We start from the raw sequence: 16,437 nt of genomic DNA on the forward strand, positions 1-16,437 counted from the left end.
CTCCCGGTTGATCATGAAGTTATTGCCATCGATCTCGGCGTGTCTGCGCAATAACTTCGTGATCAACCGGGCTGAGTGGGATGGGGGGTCGGTGGTCGGGGTGGGGCGGGGGTTGTTGACTCTGGTATTCGCTGGGTGAATAGTGGCGGGGTGTCCACGCCGCATGTTCTGCTCGGGCTGCTCGCCGGGGGCAGCCGACACGGTTACGAGCTGAAGCGTGCGCACGACGAGCGGCTGCCCCGGGCCCGGCCGCTGGCCTTCGGGCAGGTGTACGCCACCCTCGGCCGCCTGGAACGCGACGGTCTGGTGGCGACCGCCGGGCAGGACCGCGTGGCCGGGCCGGACCGCACGGCGTACGCGCTGACCGACCAGGGGCGGGACGCGCTGGACCAGTGGTTGTCCACGGTGGAGCCGCCCATGCCGTACGTGGCGAGCACGCTCTTCGCCAAGGTCGTGGTGGCGCTCCTGGTGGCCGACGTCGACCGGGCCCGGTCGTACCTGATCGCCCAGCGTGCCGCGCACACCGCCCGACTGCGTGAGCTGACCGCGGTCAAGGCCGACCAGTCCGCCACCCTCAGCGATGTGGTCGCGGCCGACTTCGCGATCGCCCACCTCGACGCGGACCTGCGGTGGCTGCACGCCACCCTGGGCCGGGTCGCCGACTGGCACCGGGAGGTGCATCCGTGACGCAACTCCAGGCTCGCGGGGTGGTTCGGGCGTACGGCCCGACACCCGCTCTGCGCGGCGTGACACTCGACCTGGCCGAAGGCGAGATCATCGCCGTCACCGGGCCGAGTGGCTGCGGCAAGTCGACCCTGCTGCACTGCCTCGCCGGAATCCTCCGACCGGACGCCGGCGAGGTCAGTTGGCGTGGGCACCGCATCGACACCTGGTCGGAGGCGGCCCGGTCCCGGCTGCGGCGCACCGAGTTCGGGGTGCTGTTCCAGTTCGGTCAACTGGTCGCCGAGCTGACCGCCGCGGAGAACGTCGCACTACCCCTGCTCCTCGCCGGCACGGGGCGGCGAGAGGCGCGGACGGCGGCGCTCACCTGGCTGGAACGGTTCGGGGTGGCCGAGGTGGCCGACGTCCGGCCGGGTGAGATGTCCGGCGGCCAGCAGCAGCGGTGCGCCACGGCGCGGGCGTTGGTCACCGAGCCTCGGGTGCTCTTCGCCGACGAGCCGACCGGCGCGCTGGACACGCTCACCGGCGAGCAGGTCCTCACCCAGCTGGTCCGGCTCGCCCGTGAGCAGCGCACCGCCGTCGTGCTGGTCACGCACGAGCCGCGGATCGCCGCGTACGCCGATCGGGAGATCGTGCTGCGCGACGGCCTGGTGGACCACACCGGCCTGGGGCTCGACGTGCCGCTGGCCGGCGGTGCCCGGTGAGACCGACGACCCTGGTCCGCCTCGCGCTCGCCGGCACCCGCACCGACACCGCGCGGGTGGTGCTCACCGCGCTCAGCGCCCTGCTGGCGACCCTTGCCGGGCTCGCGGCGCTGACGGTGTTGGCCATCGAGAAGCCCGCCGGTGACGCCTGGGCCCAGTCGGAGCAGTACCGCAACGCGCTGCTGCGCGAGCCCGGCCTGCGTGGCGGGACGGCGTTCGCGTTGTTGATGCTGATGGTCCCGGTGCTGGCGCTCGCCGGTCAGTGTGCCCGGCTCGGCGCGCCGGCCCGGGACCGCCGGTTGGCCGCCCTCCGACTTGCCGGCGCGACTCCCGGGCAGGTCACCCGACTGGTGGTGCTGGAGACCGGGGTGGCCGCCGTGCTCGGCACGCTCGTCGGGCTGGCCGCCTACCTGGTCGGCCGCGATCTGCTGCACCGACCGGACGCGCGGGGTCAACTGGCGCTGCCCACCGACGTGTTGCCGTCGGCCGGCGCGTTGGCCGGCGTGGTGCTGGGTCTGCCGATCGTCGCGGCCCTGGCCACCGCCCTGATGCTGCGTACGGTCACCACCAGCCCGCTCGGGGTGAGTCGCAAGGCCGCCCGCGAGCGCGGTCCGGGCCCGTGGGCCGGGCTCCTGATCGGGTTCGGTGTGGTCTCGTTCGCGGTGATCCGTTCGGTGATATTCCGGTTCGACGACACCGGGGAGTGGGACTGGCTGGTGCCGCTGCTGTTCGCGGCGGGTGCGATGGCAGCGGTGATCGGCGTGGTGATCGGCACCGGCTGGATCTCGTACCGCTGCGGGCTGTTGCTGCGTCGGTACGCCCGCCGTCCCGCGGCCCTGCTCGCGGCGGGTCGGCTGATGGCCGATCCGTGGGCGGGCAGCCGCACCTTCGCCGCGCTGCTCGCCACCCTGATCTTCGGCGGGGGCGCAGCCGCCCAGCGCGCCTACTTCGCCACGAAGGACCAGCTCGAACGGGAGCAGAGCCGCCTCGCCGGCGGTGACGTCGGCGCCAACCCCTTCTACCTGTCCACGATGGACCTTGTCGACGGCGCGGTGGCCGTGGCCATCCTGATCGCGACGGGCGGGCTGATCGTCGCGTTGGTCGAGGGGATCGTCGCCCGCCGACGCGCCTACGCCGCGCTGGTCGCCACCGGAGTGCCCCGCGCCACGCTGAGCCGGTCGGTGGCCTGGCAGGCGTTGGCCCCGGCGGTGCCGGCGATCCTGCTCGCGCTCACCGTGGGCACGCTGCTCGGTCGAGGGCTCGCCGCGGAGGTGTCGACGGGCGTCTCGTCGACGGAGGTCTGCGAGGCCACGGCGGCGCTCTGCGACAACCCGGCCACCCGCGGGCAGTACACCCGGATCGTGCAGATCCCTGACGTGCGGCGAGCCGTCCCGGTACCCCTGGAACACCTGGCCTGGCTCGGTGCCGGCGCGTTGGCGGCGGTGCTGGTGACGGTCGGTGTCGGGCTGCTCTTCCTGCGCGCCAGCACCGCCCTGGACGAGCTGCGGACGACCTGAACCGAGGTCTTCGCCACGATCCGCCCCGGCCAGGTCAGGCGCTGAGCAGGCCGGAGGAGAACGCGATCAGCGCGCCGACCACCGCCGAGCAACAGCAGACCAGGAGGCCGGCGACCACGGCGAGGATCAGCCAGACCCGACGGTCCCGCGCCACCGCCGCCACGCTCGGTCGGCGGACGTCTCCGGCCGCCTCGCCGTCACCATCCGTAGCCCCGGTCACCCCGGAAGTCTAGGCCGCGACAACCGGCGCGAGTCGGAAAGGGCCAGGCCGTGCGGCGCGGAACGCCCACGCACACCCGGCCTGGCCCGACGGTCAGGCGCGGCCGATGCGGTCCAGGATCCAGGCGTTGATGAACGCCTCCTCCCGCCACGAGTCGTAGCGGCCACTCGGGCCGCCGTGCCCGGCACCCATCTCGGTCTTGAGCAGGTAGTCGCCGCCCGGGGCGACCGCCCGCAGCCGGGCGATCCACTTCGCCGGCTCCGAGTAGAGCACCCGGGTGTCGTTCAGGCTGGTCACCGCGAGGATCGCCGGGTAGTCCACGGCGGCGACGTTCTCGTACGGCGTGTAGGACTTCATGTACGCGTACACCTCGGGGTCGTCGAGCGGGTTGCCCCACTCCTCCCACTCGGTGACGGTCAGCGGCAGCGACGGGTCGAGGATCGAGGTGAGCGCGTCCACGAACGGCACCTGCGCCACGATCCCGGTGAACGCGTCGGGCGCGAGGTTGGCCACCGCGCCCATCAGCAGCCCGCCGGCCGAGGCGCCCCGGGCGACCAGCCGGTCGCTGGCCGTCCAGCCGGCCTTGACGAGGTGTCGGGCGCAGGCCACGAAGTCGGTGAAGGTGTTCTTCTTGGCCAGCAGCTTGCCCTGGTCGTACCACCGGCGACCCAGCTCACCACCGCCCCGGATGTGTGCCACCGCGAAGACCACGCCCCGGTCCAGCAGGGACAGTCGGGCCACCGAGAACCACGGGTCCATGCTGGCCTCGTACGAGCCGTAGCCGTACAGCTCGCAGGGCGCCGAGCCGTCCCGGGGGGTGCCGACGCGGCAGACCAGCGAGATCGGCACCCGGGTGCCGTCGTCGGCGAGCGCCCAGTCCCGGTGCTGCTCGTACTCGGCCGGGTCGTACGGCCGACCGTCCGGCCCGGGCAGTACGGGCTTCTGCTTGAGCAGCACCATCTGCCGGGTGACCAGGTCGTAGTCGTAAACCGAGTCGGGCGTTATCAGCGAGGAGTAGCGCAGCCGGACCCGCCCGGTGCGGTACTCCGGGTTGGCGTCCAGGCCGACGCTGTACAGCGGCTCGGGAAAGTCGATGTCGTACGTGTCGTCGCTGCCCACCGGCAGCACCCGCAGCCCGGTCAGCCCCTCGGTGCGCAGCGACACCACCAGGTGGTTGGCGAAGGCGTCGACGGCCTCCAGCCGGGTGCCGGGGGTGTGCTCGATCAGCGGCACCCAGTCGCCCGGCGCGTCCGCCGAGGTGAACGCGAGCGCGAAGTCCTCCGCGCCGTCGTTGTGCAGGATCAGGAAACGGTGGCCGTGGTGCTCCACCGCGTATTCGACGCCCTGCCGCCGAGGAGCGATCACGGCCGGTGCGCCGGTCGGGTTGCCGGCGGGAATCACCAGCACCTCGCTGGTCACCTTGCTGTGGATGTCGATGAGGACGAACTTCTCCGACCGGGTCAGCTCCACGCCCACCCAGAACCGCTCGTCGTCCTCCTGGTGGACCACCACGTCGTCGGCCGCGGCGGAGCCGACGGTGTGCCGCCAGACCCGGTTCGGCCGCCAGGCGTCGTCCACCGTCACGTAGAACAGCACCGAGGCGTCGGTCGACCAGGCGGTGCCGTAGAACGTGTCCGGGATCTCGTCCGGCAGCAGCTCGCCGGTGGTCAGGTCCTTCACCCGCAGGGTGAACCGCTCGTCGCCGGAGAAGTCGGTGGAGTAGGCCAGCCAGCGACCGTCCGGGCTGACGTCGAACGCGCCGAGCGAGAAGAAGTCGTGCCCCTCGGCCAGCAGGTTGCCGTCGAGCAGCACCTCCTCGCCGTCGAGTGGGGCGCCGTCCGCGCTGATCGGCGGATCGGTCTCGCCGTCGCGGACCGCGCGCCGGCACTGCACCCCGTACTGCTGCCCCTCGACCGTCCGGGTGTAGTACCAGTGCCCGCCCTTGCGGGTCGGCACGGACAGGTCGGTCTCCTGGGTACGCCGGCGGGTCTCCTCGAACAGGTCGGCGCGCAACTCGGCCAGGTGTGCCGTACGCGCGTCGGTGTAGTCGTTCTCGGCGGTCAGGTAGGCGATCGTCTCCGGGTCGTCCTTGGCGGCGAGCCAGGCGTACTCGTCGACGACCGTGTCGCCGTGGTGGGTGCGCTCGCTGGGCACCCGCTTCGCCGCGGGCGGGGCAGTCTCGGTGGTCACGGCGGCCACGTTACCGGCCGGCAGCCGTGGTGTGCCGGACCAGCGGCATCCCGATACTCGCCACCACGACTTTCGTACACATGTACGATGGCCGGCATGGCGGCAGCAGCGAGTTCCCTCGGCCGGTCCGGAGCCCTCGAGATCACCCGGCGGTTGGCGGCGATCTGCGGTCCACCGTTCTCCCGGCTGGCCGGGCCCGCCGACGAGGTGGCGGGGCGGCCGGCGCGCTGGGTGGCCGTTCCGGGCGGCCCGGCCGCCGCCGCCGAGGTGCTGCGGCTGGCCGCCGTGCACGACCTGGCGGTGGTGCCCCGAGGCGCGGGCACGAAGATCGACTGGGGCGCCACCCCCGTGCAGGTCGATATTTTGCTCGACACCGGCCGGCTGGCCGGCATCGGTCACGAGCCGGTCGACGCGCTGGTGACCGACGTGGGCGCCGGCACGCCGCTGCGGGCGGTGCAGGCCACACTGGAGCGCACCGGCCAGCGACTCGCGATGGATGCCCCGTCGCCCGGCGCGACCCTGGGCGGGGTGCTCGCGGCCGGCGAGTCCGGCCCGCTGCGTCACCGGCACGGCAGCCCCTGCGACCAACTGCTCGGCGTGCGTTACCTCGCCGCCGACGGTGAGCTGATCAGCGTCGGTGGTGGCGCGCCCGGCCTCGACCTGGCCCGCCTGCTCTGCGGCTCCCAGGGCGCGCTCGGCGTGCTGGTCTCGGCGAGCCTGCGGGTGCAGCCGGTGCCGGCGAGCAGGCTCTGGGTGTCCCGCCCGGTGTGGACACCGTTGGAGGTGCACGACCTGGTCCGGTCGATCCTCGCCGCCCGGCTGGAGCCGTCGGCCATCGAGCTGGACCTGCCCGGCGGCACCCCCCGGCCACGTACGCCGTACCCGCCCGGCCACCCGGCGGCCACCGCCCGGGAACGTCACCCGTCGATGTCCGGCCGATCCGGCGCCCCGTCCCGGGCCGGCAGCCTGGTGGTGCTCCTGGAGGGCGGCCCGGCCGACGTCACCGAGCGGGCCGAGCGGCTGGTCGGTCTGCTGCACGGCGAGGCCACCATCGCCCACTCCGCGCCGACGTGGTGGCGCCGCTACCCGTTCGCGCCCGGCGACACGGCGCTACGCCTGGAGGTGCCGATCGGCGATCTGCACGCCGCCGTCTACGCCCTGCGCGACGCGGCCGGCGCGCCGGTGCCGGTGCGCGGGTCCGCCGGGCTGGGCGTGGTGCACGCCGCGCTGCCCGGAACGCTGGCGCCCGCCCGGGTGGCGTCCATCCTGGCCGCCGTCCGGGGGGTGCTGCTGGCTCGACAGGGCCGCTGCGTGGTGGTCTCCGCTCCGGCGGCGGTCCGCCAGGCCGTCGACCTCTGGGGCGAGCTGGCCGGTCTGGCCCAGTTGCGGGCCGCGAAGCGACACCTGGACCCGGAGCACCGGCTCGCGCCCGGGCGGCTCCCCGGCGGCCTGTGAGGCCGGGGCCGCTGACAAGGCCGGCCCGGTCAGTCCATCCACCACCGGTGCATGTCCAGCAGCGGCGGGGTGAACCGGGCGGCAAGCACCAGTAGGCCGCCCACCGCGCCGGTCAACAGCATCGCCCGGGTCACCCTCGGCATGGCCTCGCGTTCCCGAGCGGCCAGCGCCAGCGCGACGATCGCCAACGGCAGCCCGAGCAGCGCACCCGCCACGTAGAGCATCCCGATCAGGCCATAGAGCCAGAAGAACGGGTTCAGCCCGTCCATCCCGAACGGAACCACATCCTTCGGGTCGTACGCGCCGGTCAGCATCTCCGCCGGGCCGACGCCGGCGGTCGCCATCCGAGCCAGGTAGAGCAGCAGCACGACGAGGAACGCGCCGAGCGCCGCGAGCTGCGCGACGACCAGTACACGGACCAGTGGTCGGGAGTACGACGAGACCTGCGCGACGCTCGACATGAGCGTCAATCTACCGAGCTGACCCGAAACCCGGGGGCCGCTCAGCGGTCAGGTCGCGTCGTTGCGGAGCACCAGCACGGCGATGTCGTCCCGGGGTGGCTCCACCGAGAAGTTGATCGCCGCGGCGCGCAACCGGGCGGCCACCACGTCGGCGGAGTATCCGGCCAGCGGCGCGGCGGCGTCCCGCAGCCGATCGGTGCCGAACAACTCCCGACCGCGCCGCCGTTCGGTGACGCCATCGGTGTAGAAGATCAGCGAGTCGCCCGGGGCGAGGGTGATCTCCGCCGTCGGCGAGGTGATCGTGTCGAGCAGGCCGAGCGCGGTGCCGCCGGTGCCGACGAACTCGGCGCCGCCACCCGCCGGCAGCAACACCGGTCGGTCGTGCCCGGCAAGGTGCAGCGACACGGCCAACCGGCCGCCCTCGCCCGCCCCGACCGCCGCCAACGCCAGCGTGCAGTAACGGCCCCCACCGCGTTCGACAAGCGTCTCGTTGAGCCGGGCCAACGCCTCCGGCAGCGGTTTGCCGTCGCCGACCAGCACCCGGATCACGTCCCGGACCAGACCGGTCACCGCGGCGGCCTGGACACCCTTGCCCGAGACGTCACCGATCACCACCAGCCAGCGCCCGTCGGGCAACGGCACCACGTCGTAGAAGTCGCCGCCCACCTCGGCGTGGTCGCCGGTCGGGACGTACTCGGCGGCGAAACCGATCCCGTCCACCACCGGCAGCACCGGCGGCAGCAGAGACTGCTGGAGCGTCTGCGCCACGCGCCGGCGCTCGGCGTGGATCCGGGCGTTCTCGATGGCCAGCGCGGCCCGCCGGGCCACGTCCTCCAGCACGGCCACCTCGTCCGGGTCGTGCCGGTGCCGTTGGTGCCGTCCCACCGCCAGGGTGCCGAGCCGCTGCCCGCGGGCGATCAGCGGGACCGCGAAACCCTCCATCGGCCCGCCCAGCGGGATCTGCGCGGCGCTGCGGGACGCCTCGCGCAGGCGGGCCTGGACCGAATCCGGACCGGTCTCCGCCAGCACCTTGTGCAACTGCGGAAGCATCGACTCGTCGGCGTGGCTGGCCGCCGCCAGCCGGAGCCGGCCCCACTCGTCGGTGGTGTGTACCGCGCACCACTGACCGAGCCGTGGCACCACCAGCTGCGGCACCAGCGCCATGGTCAGGTCGACGTCCAACGACTGGGCCAGCAGCTCGCTCGCCTCGGCCAGGAACGTCAACCACACCTGCCGGCGCACGTCGGTCCGGCGTAACCGGTCATTTTCCAGGTGCAGCGACAGCCGCTCGGCGGTGAGCACCGCCAACGGTCGGGCGTACGCCGACGGCGCGGCGTCCAGCTCCAACTCCCCGGCGTACGGGCGGTGCACCGTCAGCGGCACCCGGAGCAGGTCGCTGCCGGGGCGGGGCGGCCGACCGAACCGGGCCAGCACCTGACGGCCCTGCCCGTCGCCCCGGTCCAGCCGGATCGTGCCGCCGGCCGCGCCCACCATCTCGGCGACCCGGCTGAGCAGGCTGGTGGCGAAGTCGGGCAACGGGTCGTCCCCGTACAGGTCGGGGGCGGTCTGCATGAGTTCGCTCATGGCGCTGGCGCTCGGCGCGGACCGGTCGGTGCTCGTCTGCGGGCCGGCGTTGGCCGGTGCCGACTCGCCGATGGTGCTCGTTAGGTTCGGGTCGACGCCGGGGCGGTCCAGCCGGAACCAGACGCCCTTTCCGGTGGGCAGGTAGGTGGTGCCCCAGCGGCTGGCGAAGTGGTCGACCAGGAGGAGGCCGCGGCCCCGCACGGAGACCTCGTTGATCTCGGTGGAGTCGTTGCGGGCGCCGACGGTCAGCTCGTCGCCCGAGCCGGGGGCGAAGTCGGAGACGGTGACGGTCAGCCCGATCTCGTCGGCGACGACCTCGATGTCCAGCTCGGTGCGGGCGTGCTCGACGGCGTTGGTGGTCAGTTCGGTGGTGAGCAGCAGCGCTTCGTTGGCCAGCTCGTCGAGATGTGACTCGGTCAACACCGAGCGGACCACCGCGCGGGCGGCGGCCGGCGTACGGCGGTCCGCGGGCAGCCGGACCCGCCGGACGGCCCCGTCCCGCGCCCCGGCCGTCGCGGGCCCCGCCTCGGCTGACACCCTCGTATCCTCCACCGTCTCCCTACCGGGTGCCAAGCTGATCACCGATCGCGGGCTGTCGCGTCGCTCAGGCGGCACCGCTGGCAGCGCGCGGTCCGGGCGCGTCGAATCGACGGGTACGGGATCGGGGCGAGGTTTGCGGCCCGGTGTGCCGGCCCGGTAACGATCGGGTGGGTCGACAGCCGATCGATGCCTACTCGCGGGTCGCGCACCCTGGCACCACGGCGCTCGCGGGCACAATATGGGGTGCCGGTGTGTCCGCACGGACCGGCGCCCCCGAGTTGAGCGAGGAATGATGACCACGGCGAAGCAGTCGGTGGCGGATCCGTCCGCGCCCGACCACGAGGCGCTCCTCGGTGAGTTGACCGAGGCACTGCGACGGATCGGTCGCGGTGACCTGAAGGTCCGGCTTCCCCGCCGCGCCGGTGCGGCCGGTGAGGTGGCGGACGCCTTCAACGAGGTGGTCTCGCTCCAGGAACGGCAGTATCTGGACCTGCGGCGGATCAGCCGGATCGTCGGTCGCGACGGCCGGCTCACCGAGCGGCTCGACGACGAGGGGCTGGACGGCTCCTGGGCGGAGGGGCAGCGGGCGATCAACTCGCTGATCGACGACCTGGGTCGACCCACCACCGAGATCGCCCGGGTGATCGTGGCGGTCGCCGACGGTGACCTGTCCCAGCACATGGCGTTGGAGATCGACGGCCGGCCGCTGCGCGGTGAGTACCTGCGCATCGGGCGCACCGTGAACACGATGGTCGACCAGCTGTCGTCGTTCTCCAACGAGGTGACCCGGGTGGCCCGTGAGGTGGGCACCGAGGGCAAGTTGGGCGGCCAGGCGGACGTGAGGGGCGTCGCCGGCACCTGGAAGGACCTCACCGACTCGGTGAACACCATGGCGTCGAACCTGACCGGCCAGGTGCGGTCGATCTCCCAGGTCGCGACAGCGGTGGCCAAGGGCGACCTGTCGCAGAAGATCACGGTCGGCGCGCGTGGTGAGGTCGCCGAGCTGGCGGCAACGATGAACTACCTCACCGACACGCTGCGGCTCTTCGCCGAGCAGGTGACCCGGGTGGCCCGCGAGGTGGGCACCGAGGGCAAGCTGGGTGGCCAGGCCGAGGTGCCGAACGTGGCGGGCACCTGGAAGGACCTCACCGACAGCGTCAACTCGATGGCGTCGAACCTGACCGCCCAGGTCCGTAACATCGCCCAGGTCTCCACGGCGGTGGCGCGCGGCGACCTGTCGCAGAAGATCACCGTGGCGGCGCAGGGCGAGATCCTGGAGCTGAAGGACACCGTCAACACGATGGTGGATCAGCTGTCGTCGTTCGCCGACGAGGTGACCCGGGTGGCCCGTGAGGTGGGCATCGAGGGCAAGCTGGGCGGCCAGGCCCAGGTGCGCGGCGTCTCCGGCACCTGGCGCGACCTCACCGAGAACGTCAACCAGCTCGCCGGCAACCTCACCAGCCAGGTCCGCAACATCTCCCAGGTCTCCACGGCGGTCGCGAAGGGTGACCTGTCGCAGAAGATCACTGTCGATGCCCAGGGCGAGATCCTGGAGCTGAAGAACACCGTCAACACGATGGTGGATCAGCTGTCGTCGTTCGCCGACGAGGTGACGCGGGTGGCCCGTGAGGTGGGCACCGAGGGCAACCTGGGCGGTCAGGCGCAGGTGAAGGGGGTTTCCGGCACCTGGCGGGACCTGACCGACAACGTGAACTCGATGGCGTCGAACCTGACCAGCCAGGTCCGCAACATCGCCTCGGTGACCACGGCGGTGGCGAAGGGTGACCTGTCGCAGAAGATCACCGTGGACGCGCGGGGCGAGATCCTGGAGTTGAAGTCGACGGTCAACACGATGGTGGATCAGCTGTCGTCGTTCGCCGACGAGGTGACCCGGGTGGCCCGTGAGGTGGGCACCGAGGGCAAGTTGGGCGGTCAGGCGCAGGTGCGCGGGGTCGCCGGCACCTGGCGGGACCTGACCGACAACGTGAACTCGATGGCCTCCAACCTGACCGCCCAGGTGCGCAACATCGCCCAGGTCTCCACGGCGGTGGCGAAGGGTGACCTGAGCCAGAAGATCACCGTGGACGCGCGGGGCGAGATCCTGGAGTTGAAGTCGACGGTCAACACGATGGTGGATCAGCTGTCGTCGTTCGCCGACGAGGTGACCCGGGTGGCCCGTGAGGTGGGCACCGAGGGCAAGCTCGGCGGCCAGGCGCAGGTGAAGGGTGTTTCCGGCACCTGGCGGGATCTGACCGACAACGTGAACTCGATGGCGTCCAACCTGACCAGCCAGGTCCGCAACATCGCCTCGGTGACCACCGCCGTGGCGAAGGGTGACCTGTCGCAGAAGATCACTGTCGACGCCCAGGGCGAGATCCTGGAGCTGAAGTCGACGGTCAACACGATGGTCGACCAGTTGTCGTCGTTCGCCGACGAGGTGACCCGGGTGGCCCGCGAGGTCGGCATCGAGGGCAAGCTCGGCGGCCAGGCCCAGGTGAAGGGCGTCTCCGGTACGTGGCGTGACCTCACCGAGAACGTCAACCAGCTCGCCTCGACGCTGACCACCCAGTTGCGGGCCATCGCCCAGGTGTCCACGTCGGTGACCCGCGGCGACCTGACCCAGCGGATCGCGGTCAAGGCGCAGGGCGAGGTCGCCGAGCTGAAGGACAACATCAACCAGATGATCGTCACCCTTCGGGAGACGACCAAGAAGAACGCCGAGCAGGGCTGGTTGGACTCCAACCTCGCCCGGATCGGTGGCCTGTTGCAGGGCCAGCGCGACCTCGGCGAGGTCTGCCGCATGATCATGACGGAGGTGACCCCGCTGGTCGACGCCCAGCTCGGCGCCTTCTTCCTGGCCGACGACACCGACGGCAGCATGCGGCTCAAGCTGACCTCCTCGTACGGGTACGTGGCACGCGGGCACGACGTCACCTTCGGGCCGGGCGAGGGGCTGGTCGGGCAGACCGCGCTCTCCCGTCGCACGATCCGGGTCAGCGCCTCCCCGAACAGTCGGCTCACCCTGCGGTCCGGTCTGGCCGAGACACCCCCCTCCGACCTGGTGGTGCTGCCCGTCCTGTTCGAGGGTGAGCTGCTCGGGGTGATCGAGTTCGCCAGCGTGTCGGCCTTCTCCGAGCTGCACCTGTCGTTCCTGGAGCGGCTGGTGCTCACCATCGGCATCGCGGTCAACACCATCCAGGCCAACCGGCGTACGGAGGAGCTGCTGGCCCAGTCGCAGCGGCTGGCGCACGAGATGCAGGAGCAGTCGGCGGAGTTGCAGCGCACCAACGCCGAACTGGAGGAGAAGGCCACGCTGCTGTCCGAGCAGAAGGGCAACATCGAGACGAAGAACCGGGAGATCGAGCTGGCGCGGCTGGGCCTGGAGGAGAAGGCGCAGCAGCTGACCCGGGCGTCGGCGTACAAGTCGGAGTTCCTGGCCAACATGAGCCACGAGCTGCGTACGCCACTGAACTCGTTGCTGCTGCTGGCCCGGCTGCTGGCCGAGAACTCGGAGCAGAACCTCAGCCCGAAGCAGATCGAGTTCGCCCGGACCATCCACGGGTCCGGTTCCGACCTGCTGCGTCTGATCGACGACATCCTCGACCTGTCGAAGATCGAGGCGGGCCGGATGGACGTCGAGCCGACCGAGATCCGCTTCACCGAGCTGCGCGGCTTCGTCGAGCAGGCGTTCGCGCCGCAGGCCGAGGAGAAGAACCTGGACTTCCAGGTACGGGTGAGCAAGGATCTGCCGCCGGCGTTGGTGACCGACGCGCAGCGGTTGCAGCAGATCCTGCGCAACCTGCTCTCCAACGCGGTGAAGTTCACCGACAACGGTGCCGTGACGCTGCGGATCGCCCCGGCGGCGGAGAACGCGGTCTTCGACGTGCCGGCGTTGACCAACGCCCAGCAGGTGATCGCGTTCACCGTGATCGACACCGGGATCGGCATCTCCGACGACAAGCTGTCGATCATCTTCGAGGCGTTCCAGCAGGCCGACGGCACCACCAGTCGCCGGTACGGCGGCACCGGCCTGGGCCTGTCGATCAGCCGCGACCTGGCTCGACTGATCGGCGGCACCATCACCGTGTCGTCCGCACCGGGTCAGGGCTCGACCTTCACCCTGTTCGTGCCGCAGGTGCTCGCCCCGGATGCGGTGGTCGCGCCCCAGCCGCCGTCCCCGCAGCGCGCCGGCCTGCCGTCGTCGCTGCTGATGCCGCCACTGGAACTCCTGCCGGAGCGGCCGGAGGCACCGGCCACCCGCCAACTGGACGGCGCCACCGTGCTGATCGTGGACGACGACGTCCGCAACGTCTTCGCCTTGACCAGCGCGTTGGAGCTGCACGGGATGACCGTGCTGTACTCGGACAACGGGGCGGACGGTGTCCGCCTGCTGGCCGAGCACCCGGAGGTGGACATCGTGCTGATGGACGCCATGATGCCCGACCAGGACGGTTACGAGACCACCCGGCAGATTCGTCGCAACCACCGGTTCGCCGACCTGCCGGTGGTCTTCCTGACCGCGAAGGCGATGCCCGGCGACCGCGAGTCGGCGCTCGCCGCCGGGGGCAGCGACTACATCACCAAGCCGGTCGACCTGGACGATCTGATCGAGTTGATGTCGTCCTGGATCAACGGCAGCCGGACCGAGGAGACTTCGTGACCCAGATGGCCAAGGCGCTGCTCGTGGACGACCGGCGGCAGAATCTGACGGCGCTGGAGGCGATCCTCCAGGGGCTGCCGGTCCAGTCGGTGGCGGTGGAGAGCGGCGAGGCGGCGCTCAAGCAGCTGTTGGTGGACGACTTCGCGGTGATCCTGCTGGACGCGCAGATGCCGGACATGGACGGTTTCGAGACGGCGAGCCACATCAAGCGCCGGGAACGCACCCGGCACGTACCGATCATCTTCCTCACCGCCGCCGACCGGGACGCCCAGCTCGCCCTGCGGGGATACCAGGTCGGCGCGGTGGACTACCTGACCAAGCCGTTCGACCCGTGGGTGCTTCGGGCCAAGGTGTCGGTCTTCGTCGAGCTGTGGGTGAAGACCCGGCAGTTGGCGACCCAGTCGGACCTGGTCCGGGAGCGCGACACGCAGTGGCGGAGGCTCACCGACGCGGTGGACGAGGCGACCGCCCTGCTCCGCTCCGACGACGCGGAGGTCCGCGACCGGGCGGTACGGCTGCTCGAACAGGCCCGCTGGGGCAACAGCGACTGAGGCGGCGGGCGGCTCAGCCGGTGGGCTGGTCGTTGCGGATCATCAGGGCGCTGCGGAGCCCCGTGATGTCCAGCACGCGGATCAGGAAGTCGCCCACGTGCGTCAGCATCAGCAGGCTCTGCGCGTGGCTGGCCTTGCGGCTGAGCACGACCAGGGTGCCCAGGCCCTGCGAGTCACAGAAGGTGACGCCGCCGAGGTCGAGCACGATCCGGGGAGGGGGGTCGGCCAGCACCTCGTTGACGACGGTGGAGAGCTGCGCCGCCGTGAGCATGTCGATCTCACCGGCCAGGCGCAACACTGCTTCGTCGCCCGTCCGGTGTAGCGTGATGGACAGTTCGGCACGATCCACCCGGTCAGCCTAGCGCGATCCGAGCGACCCGGCCTGTCGAGGCCGCGAGCCGTCGCCGTCCAGGTCCAGCCCCTCCCATGTCGGCCGCTGCCGACCGGTGGCGGCCACGGGTGAGCCGGGTAACCCCACCGCGGGGTGGCTGCTGGTTGACCGTCCGACGCTGACACAATGGCGGCATCGTGACCGACATCTTCCCCGCCGGGTCCGGCCGCTACCCAGCCGACGCGCCGGCCTCCGAGGCCCTGTTCGACCGCGCCCGCGCCATCGTGCCGGGTGGGGTGAACTCCCCTGTGCGTGCCTTCCAGGCGGTCGGCGGCACCCCGCGTTTCATGGTCCGTGGCGAGGGCCCGTGGCTGTACGACGCCGACGGACGCCGCTACGTCGACCTGGTCTGCTCCTGGGGCCCGTTGATCCTCGGGCACGCCCACCCGGAGGTGGTCGAGGCGGTCCAGGCCGCGGCGGCCCGGGGCACCAGCTTCGGCACGCCCACCCCCGGTGAGGTGGAGCTGGCCGCGGAGATCGTCGCCCGGACCCCGGTGGAGCAGGTCCGCCTGGTCAACTCCGGCACCGAGGCGACCATGTCGGCGATCCGGCTGGCGCGCGGTTTCACCGGCCGCTCGAAGATCATCAAGTTCGCCGGCTGCTACCACGGCCACGTCGACGCGCTGCTCGCCGCCGCCGGCTCCGGCGTGGCCACCCTGGGCCTGCCCGACTCGCCCGGTGTGACCGGCGCGGCGGCCAGCGAGACGATCGTTCTCCCGTACAACGACATCCGGGCCGTCGAGGAGGCATTCGCCGCCGAGGGCCCGCACATCGCCGCGGTGATCACCGAGGCCGCCGCCGGCAACATGGGCGTGGTGGCCCCCCGCGACGGCTTCAACCAGCAGCTCGCCCGGATCGCGCACGCCCACGGCGCCCTGCTGGTGGTGGACGAGGTGATGACCGGGTTCCGGGTCTCCCGCGCCGGGTGGCACGGCCTCGACGCCTCCGACGCCGACCTGTGGACGTACGGCAAGGTCATGGGTGGCGGTCTGCCCGCCGCGGCGTTCGGCGGGCGGGCGGACATCATGGCGCGGCTCGCGCCGGCCGGCCCGGTCTACCAGGCCGGCACGCTCTCCGGTAACCCGCTCGCCTGCGCCGCCGGTCTGGCGACCCTGCGGCTCGCCGACGACGCGCTGTACCAGCGCCTCGACGAGACGGCCGCCGTCGTGGGCAAGCTGGCGTCCGACGCGTTGGCCGCCGCCGGGGTCCCGCACCGCCTGTCGTACGCGGGCAGCATGTTCTCGATCTTCTTCACCGACGCCGACGTGGTCGACTACGACAGCGCGCGCACCCAGCAGGTGCCGGCGTTCAAGGCGTTCTTCCACGCGATGCTCGCCGCCGGCGTCTACCTGCCGCCGAGCGCGTTCGAGTCGTGGTTCGTGTCGGCGGCGATCGACGACGCCGCTCTGGAGCACATCGCCGCCGCGCTGCCGACGGCGGCGAACGCGGCGGCGGCAGCGGCTGGCCACGGGGGGTAATGAGT

The 16,437-nt window shown here is 71.9% G+C and carries 12 protein-coding genes; 7 read left to right on the top strand and 5 right to left on the bottom strand.

Features of this window, described 5'->3' with window-relative positions; translation table 11 throughout:
- Positions 1 to 150: 150 nt before the first annotated feature.
- The 3 genes from AB0J33_RS02220 to AB0J33_RS02230 are packed head-to-tail and all read left to right on the top strand — an operon-like array spanning position 151 to position 2,902.
- Positions 151 to 687, top strand: a complete 537-nt coding sequence (locus tag AB0J33_RS02220) for a PadR family transcriptional regulator (RefSeq protein WP_363608945.1) — start codon at positions 151 to 153, stop codon at positions 685 to 687.
- Entirely contained in the window at positions 684 to 1,385 is a 702-nt protein-coding gene (locus AB0J33_RS02225; protein WP_363608947.1) for an ABC transporter ATP-binding protein, read from the top strand. Before AB0J33_RS02220 ends, AB0J33_RS02225 begins: the two co-directional genes overlap by 4 nt.
- Entirely contained in the window at positions 1,382 to 2,902 is a 1,521-nt protein-coding gene (locus AB0J33_RS02230) for an FtsX-like permease family protein (protein WP_363608949.1), read from the top strand. Before AB0J33_RS02225 ends, AB0J33_RS02230 begins: the two co-directional genes overlap by 4 nt.
- A gap of 34 nt (positions 2,903 to 2,936) precedes the next feature.
- Here AB0J33_RS02230 and AB0J33_RS02235 read toward each other — a convergent pair whose 3' ends face one another.
- A complete protein-coding gene (locus AB0J33_RS02235) occupies positions 2,937 to 3,122 on the bottom strand; it encodes a hypothetical protein (protein ID WP_363608951.1) in 186 nt (61 codons plus the stop codon).
- 93 nt (positions 3,123 to 3,215) lie between these two features.
- Positions 3,216 to 5,312 carry a S9 family peptidase gene (locus AB0J33_RS02240; RefSeq protein ID WP_363608953.1) on the bottom strand — a complete coding sequence of 699 codons (2,097 nt, stop codon included), beginning with the start codon at positions 5,310 to 5,312 and terminating at the stop codon, positions 3,216 to 3,218.
- Between the two features lie 96 nt (positions 5,313 to 5,408).
- Here AB0J33_RS02240 and AB0J33_RS02245 point away from each other — a divergent pair, with 96 nt between their 5' ends.
- On the top strand, positions 5,409 to 6,767 hold the full coding sequence (locus AB0J33_RS02245) for an FAD-binding oxidoreductase (protein ID WP_363608955.1): 1,359 nt from the start codon (positions 5,409 to 5,411) through the stop codon (positions 6,765 to 6,767).
- Between the two features lie 29 nt (positions 6,768 to 6,796).
- Here AB0J33_RS02245 and AB0J33_RS02250 read toward each other — a convergent pair whose 3' ends face one another.
- Both AB0J33_RS02250 and AB0J33_RS02255 read right to left on the bottom strand, forming a co-directional pair.
- Positions 6,797 to 7,228 carry a hypothetical protein gene (locus AB0J33_RS02250; protein ID WP_363608957.1) on the bottom strand — a complete coding sequence of 144 codons (432 nt, stop codon included), beginning with the start codon at positions 7,226 to 7,228 and terminating at the stop codon, positions 6,797 to 6,799.
- Between the two features lie 48 nt (positions 7,229 to 7,276).
- Positions 7,277 to 9,349 carry a SpoIIE family protein phosphatase gene (locus AB0J33_RS02255; RefSeq protein ID WP_363608959.1) on the bottom strand — a complete coding sequence of 691 codons (2,073 nt, stop codon included), beginning with the start codon at positions 9,347 to 9,349 and terminating at the stop codon, positions 7,277 to 7,279.
- Positions 9,350 to 9,644: 295 nt separating this feature from the next.
- Here AB0J33_RS02255 and AB0J33_RS02260 point away from each other — a divergent pair, with 295 nt between their 5' ends.
- Positions 9,645 to 14,012, top strand: a complete 4,368-nt coding sequence (locus AB0J33_RS02260; RefSeq protein WP_363608961.1) for a HAMP domain-containing protein — start codon at positions 9,645 to 9,647, stop codon at positions 14,010 to 14,012.
- Positions 14,009 to 14,563, top strand: a complete 555-nt coding sequence (locus tag AB0J33_RS02265) for a response regulator (RefSeq protein ID WP_363608963.1) — start codon at positions 14,009 to 14,011, stop codon at positions 14,561 to 14,563. Before AB0J33_RS02260 ends, AB0J33_RS02265 begins: the two co-directional genes overlap by 4 nt.
- A 13-nt stretch (positions 14,564 to 14,576) precedes the next feature.
- Here AB0J33_RS02265 and AB0J33_RS02270 read toward each other — a convergent pair whose 3' ends face one another.
- A complete protein-coding gene (locus AB0J33_RS02270; RefSeq protein WP_007454492.1) occupies positions 14,577 to 14,912 on the bottom strand; it encodes an STAS domain-containing protein in 336 nt (111 codons plus the stop codon).
- 179 nt (positions 14,913 to 15,091) lie between these two features.
- Between AB0J33_RS02270 and hemL the strand changes: the two genes are divergently transcribed.
- Entirely contained in the window at positions 15,092 to 16,432 is a 1,341-nt protein-coding gene (hemL, locus tag AB0J33_RS02275; RefSeq protein ID WP_363608966.1) for a glutamate-1-semialdehyde 2,1-aminomutase, read from the top strand.
- Positions 16,433 to 16,437: the final 5 nt, after the last annotated feature.

It is taken from the genome of Micromonospora sp. NPDC049645 (genome assembly GCF_040675155.1).
Taxonomy (GTDB): Bacteria; Actinomycetota; Actinomycetes; order Mycobacteriales; family Micromonosporaceae; genus Micromonospora.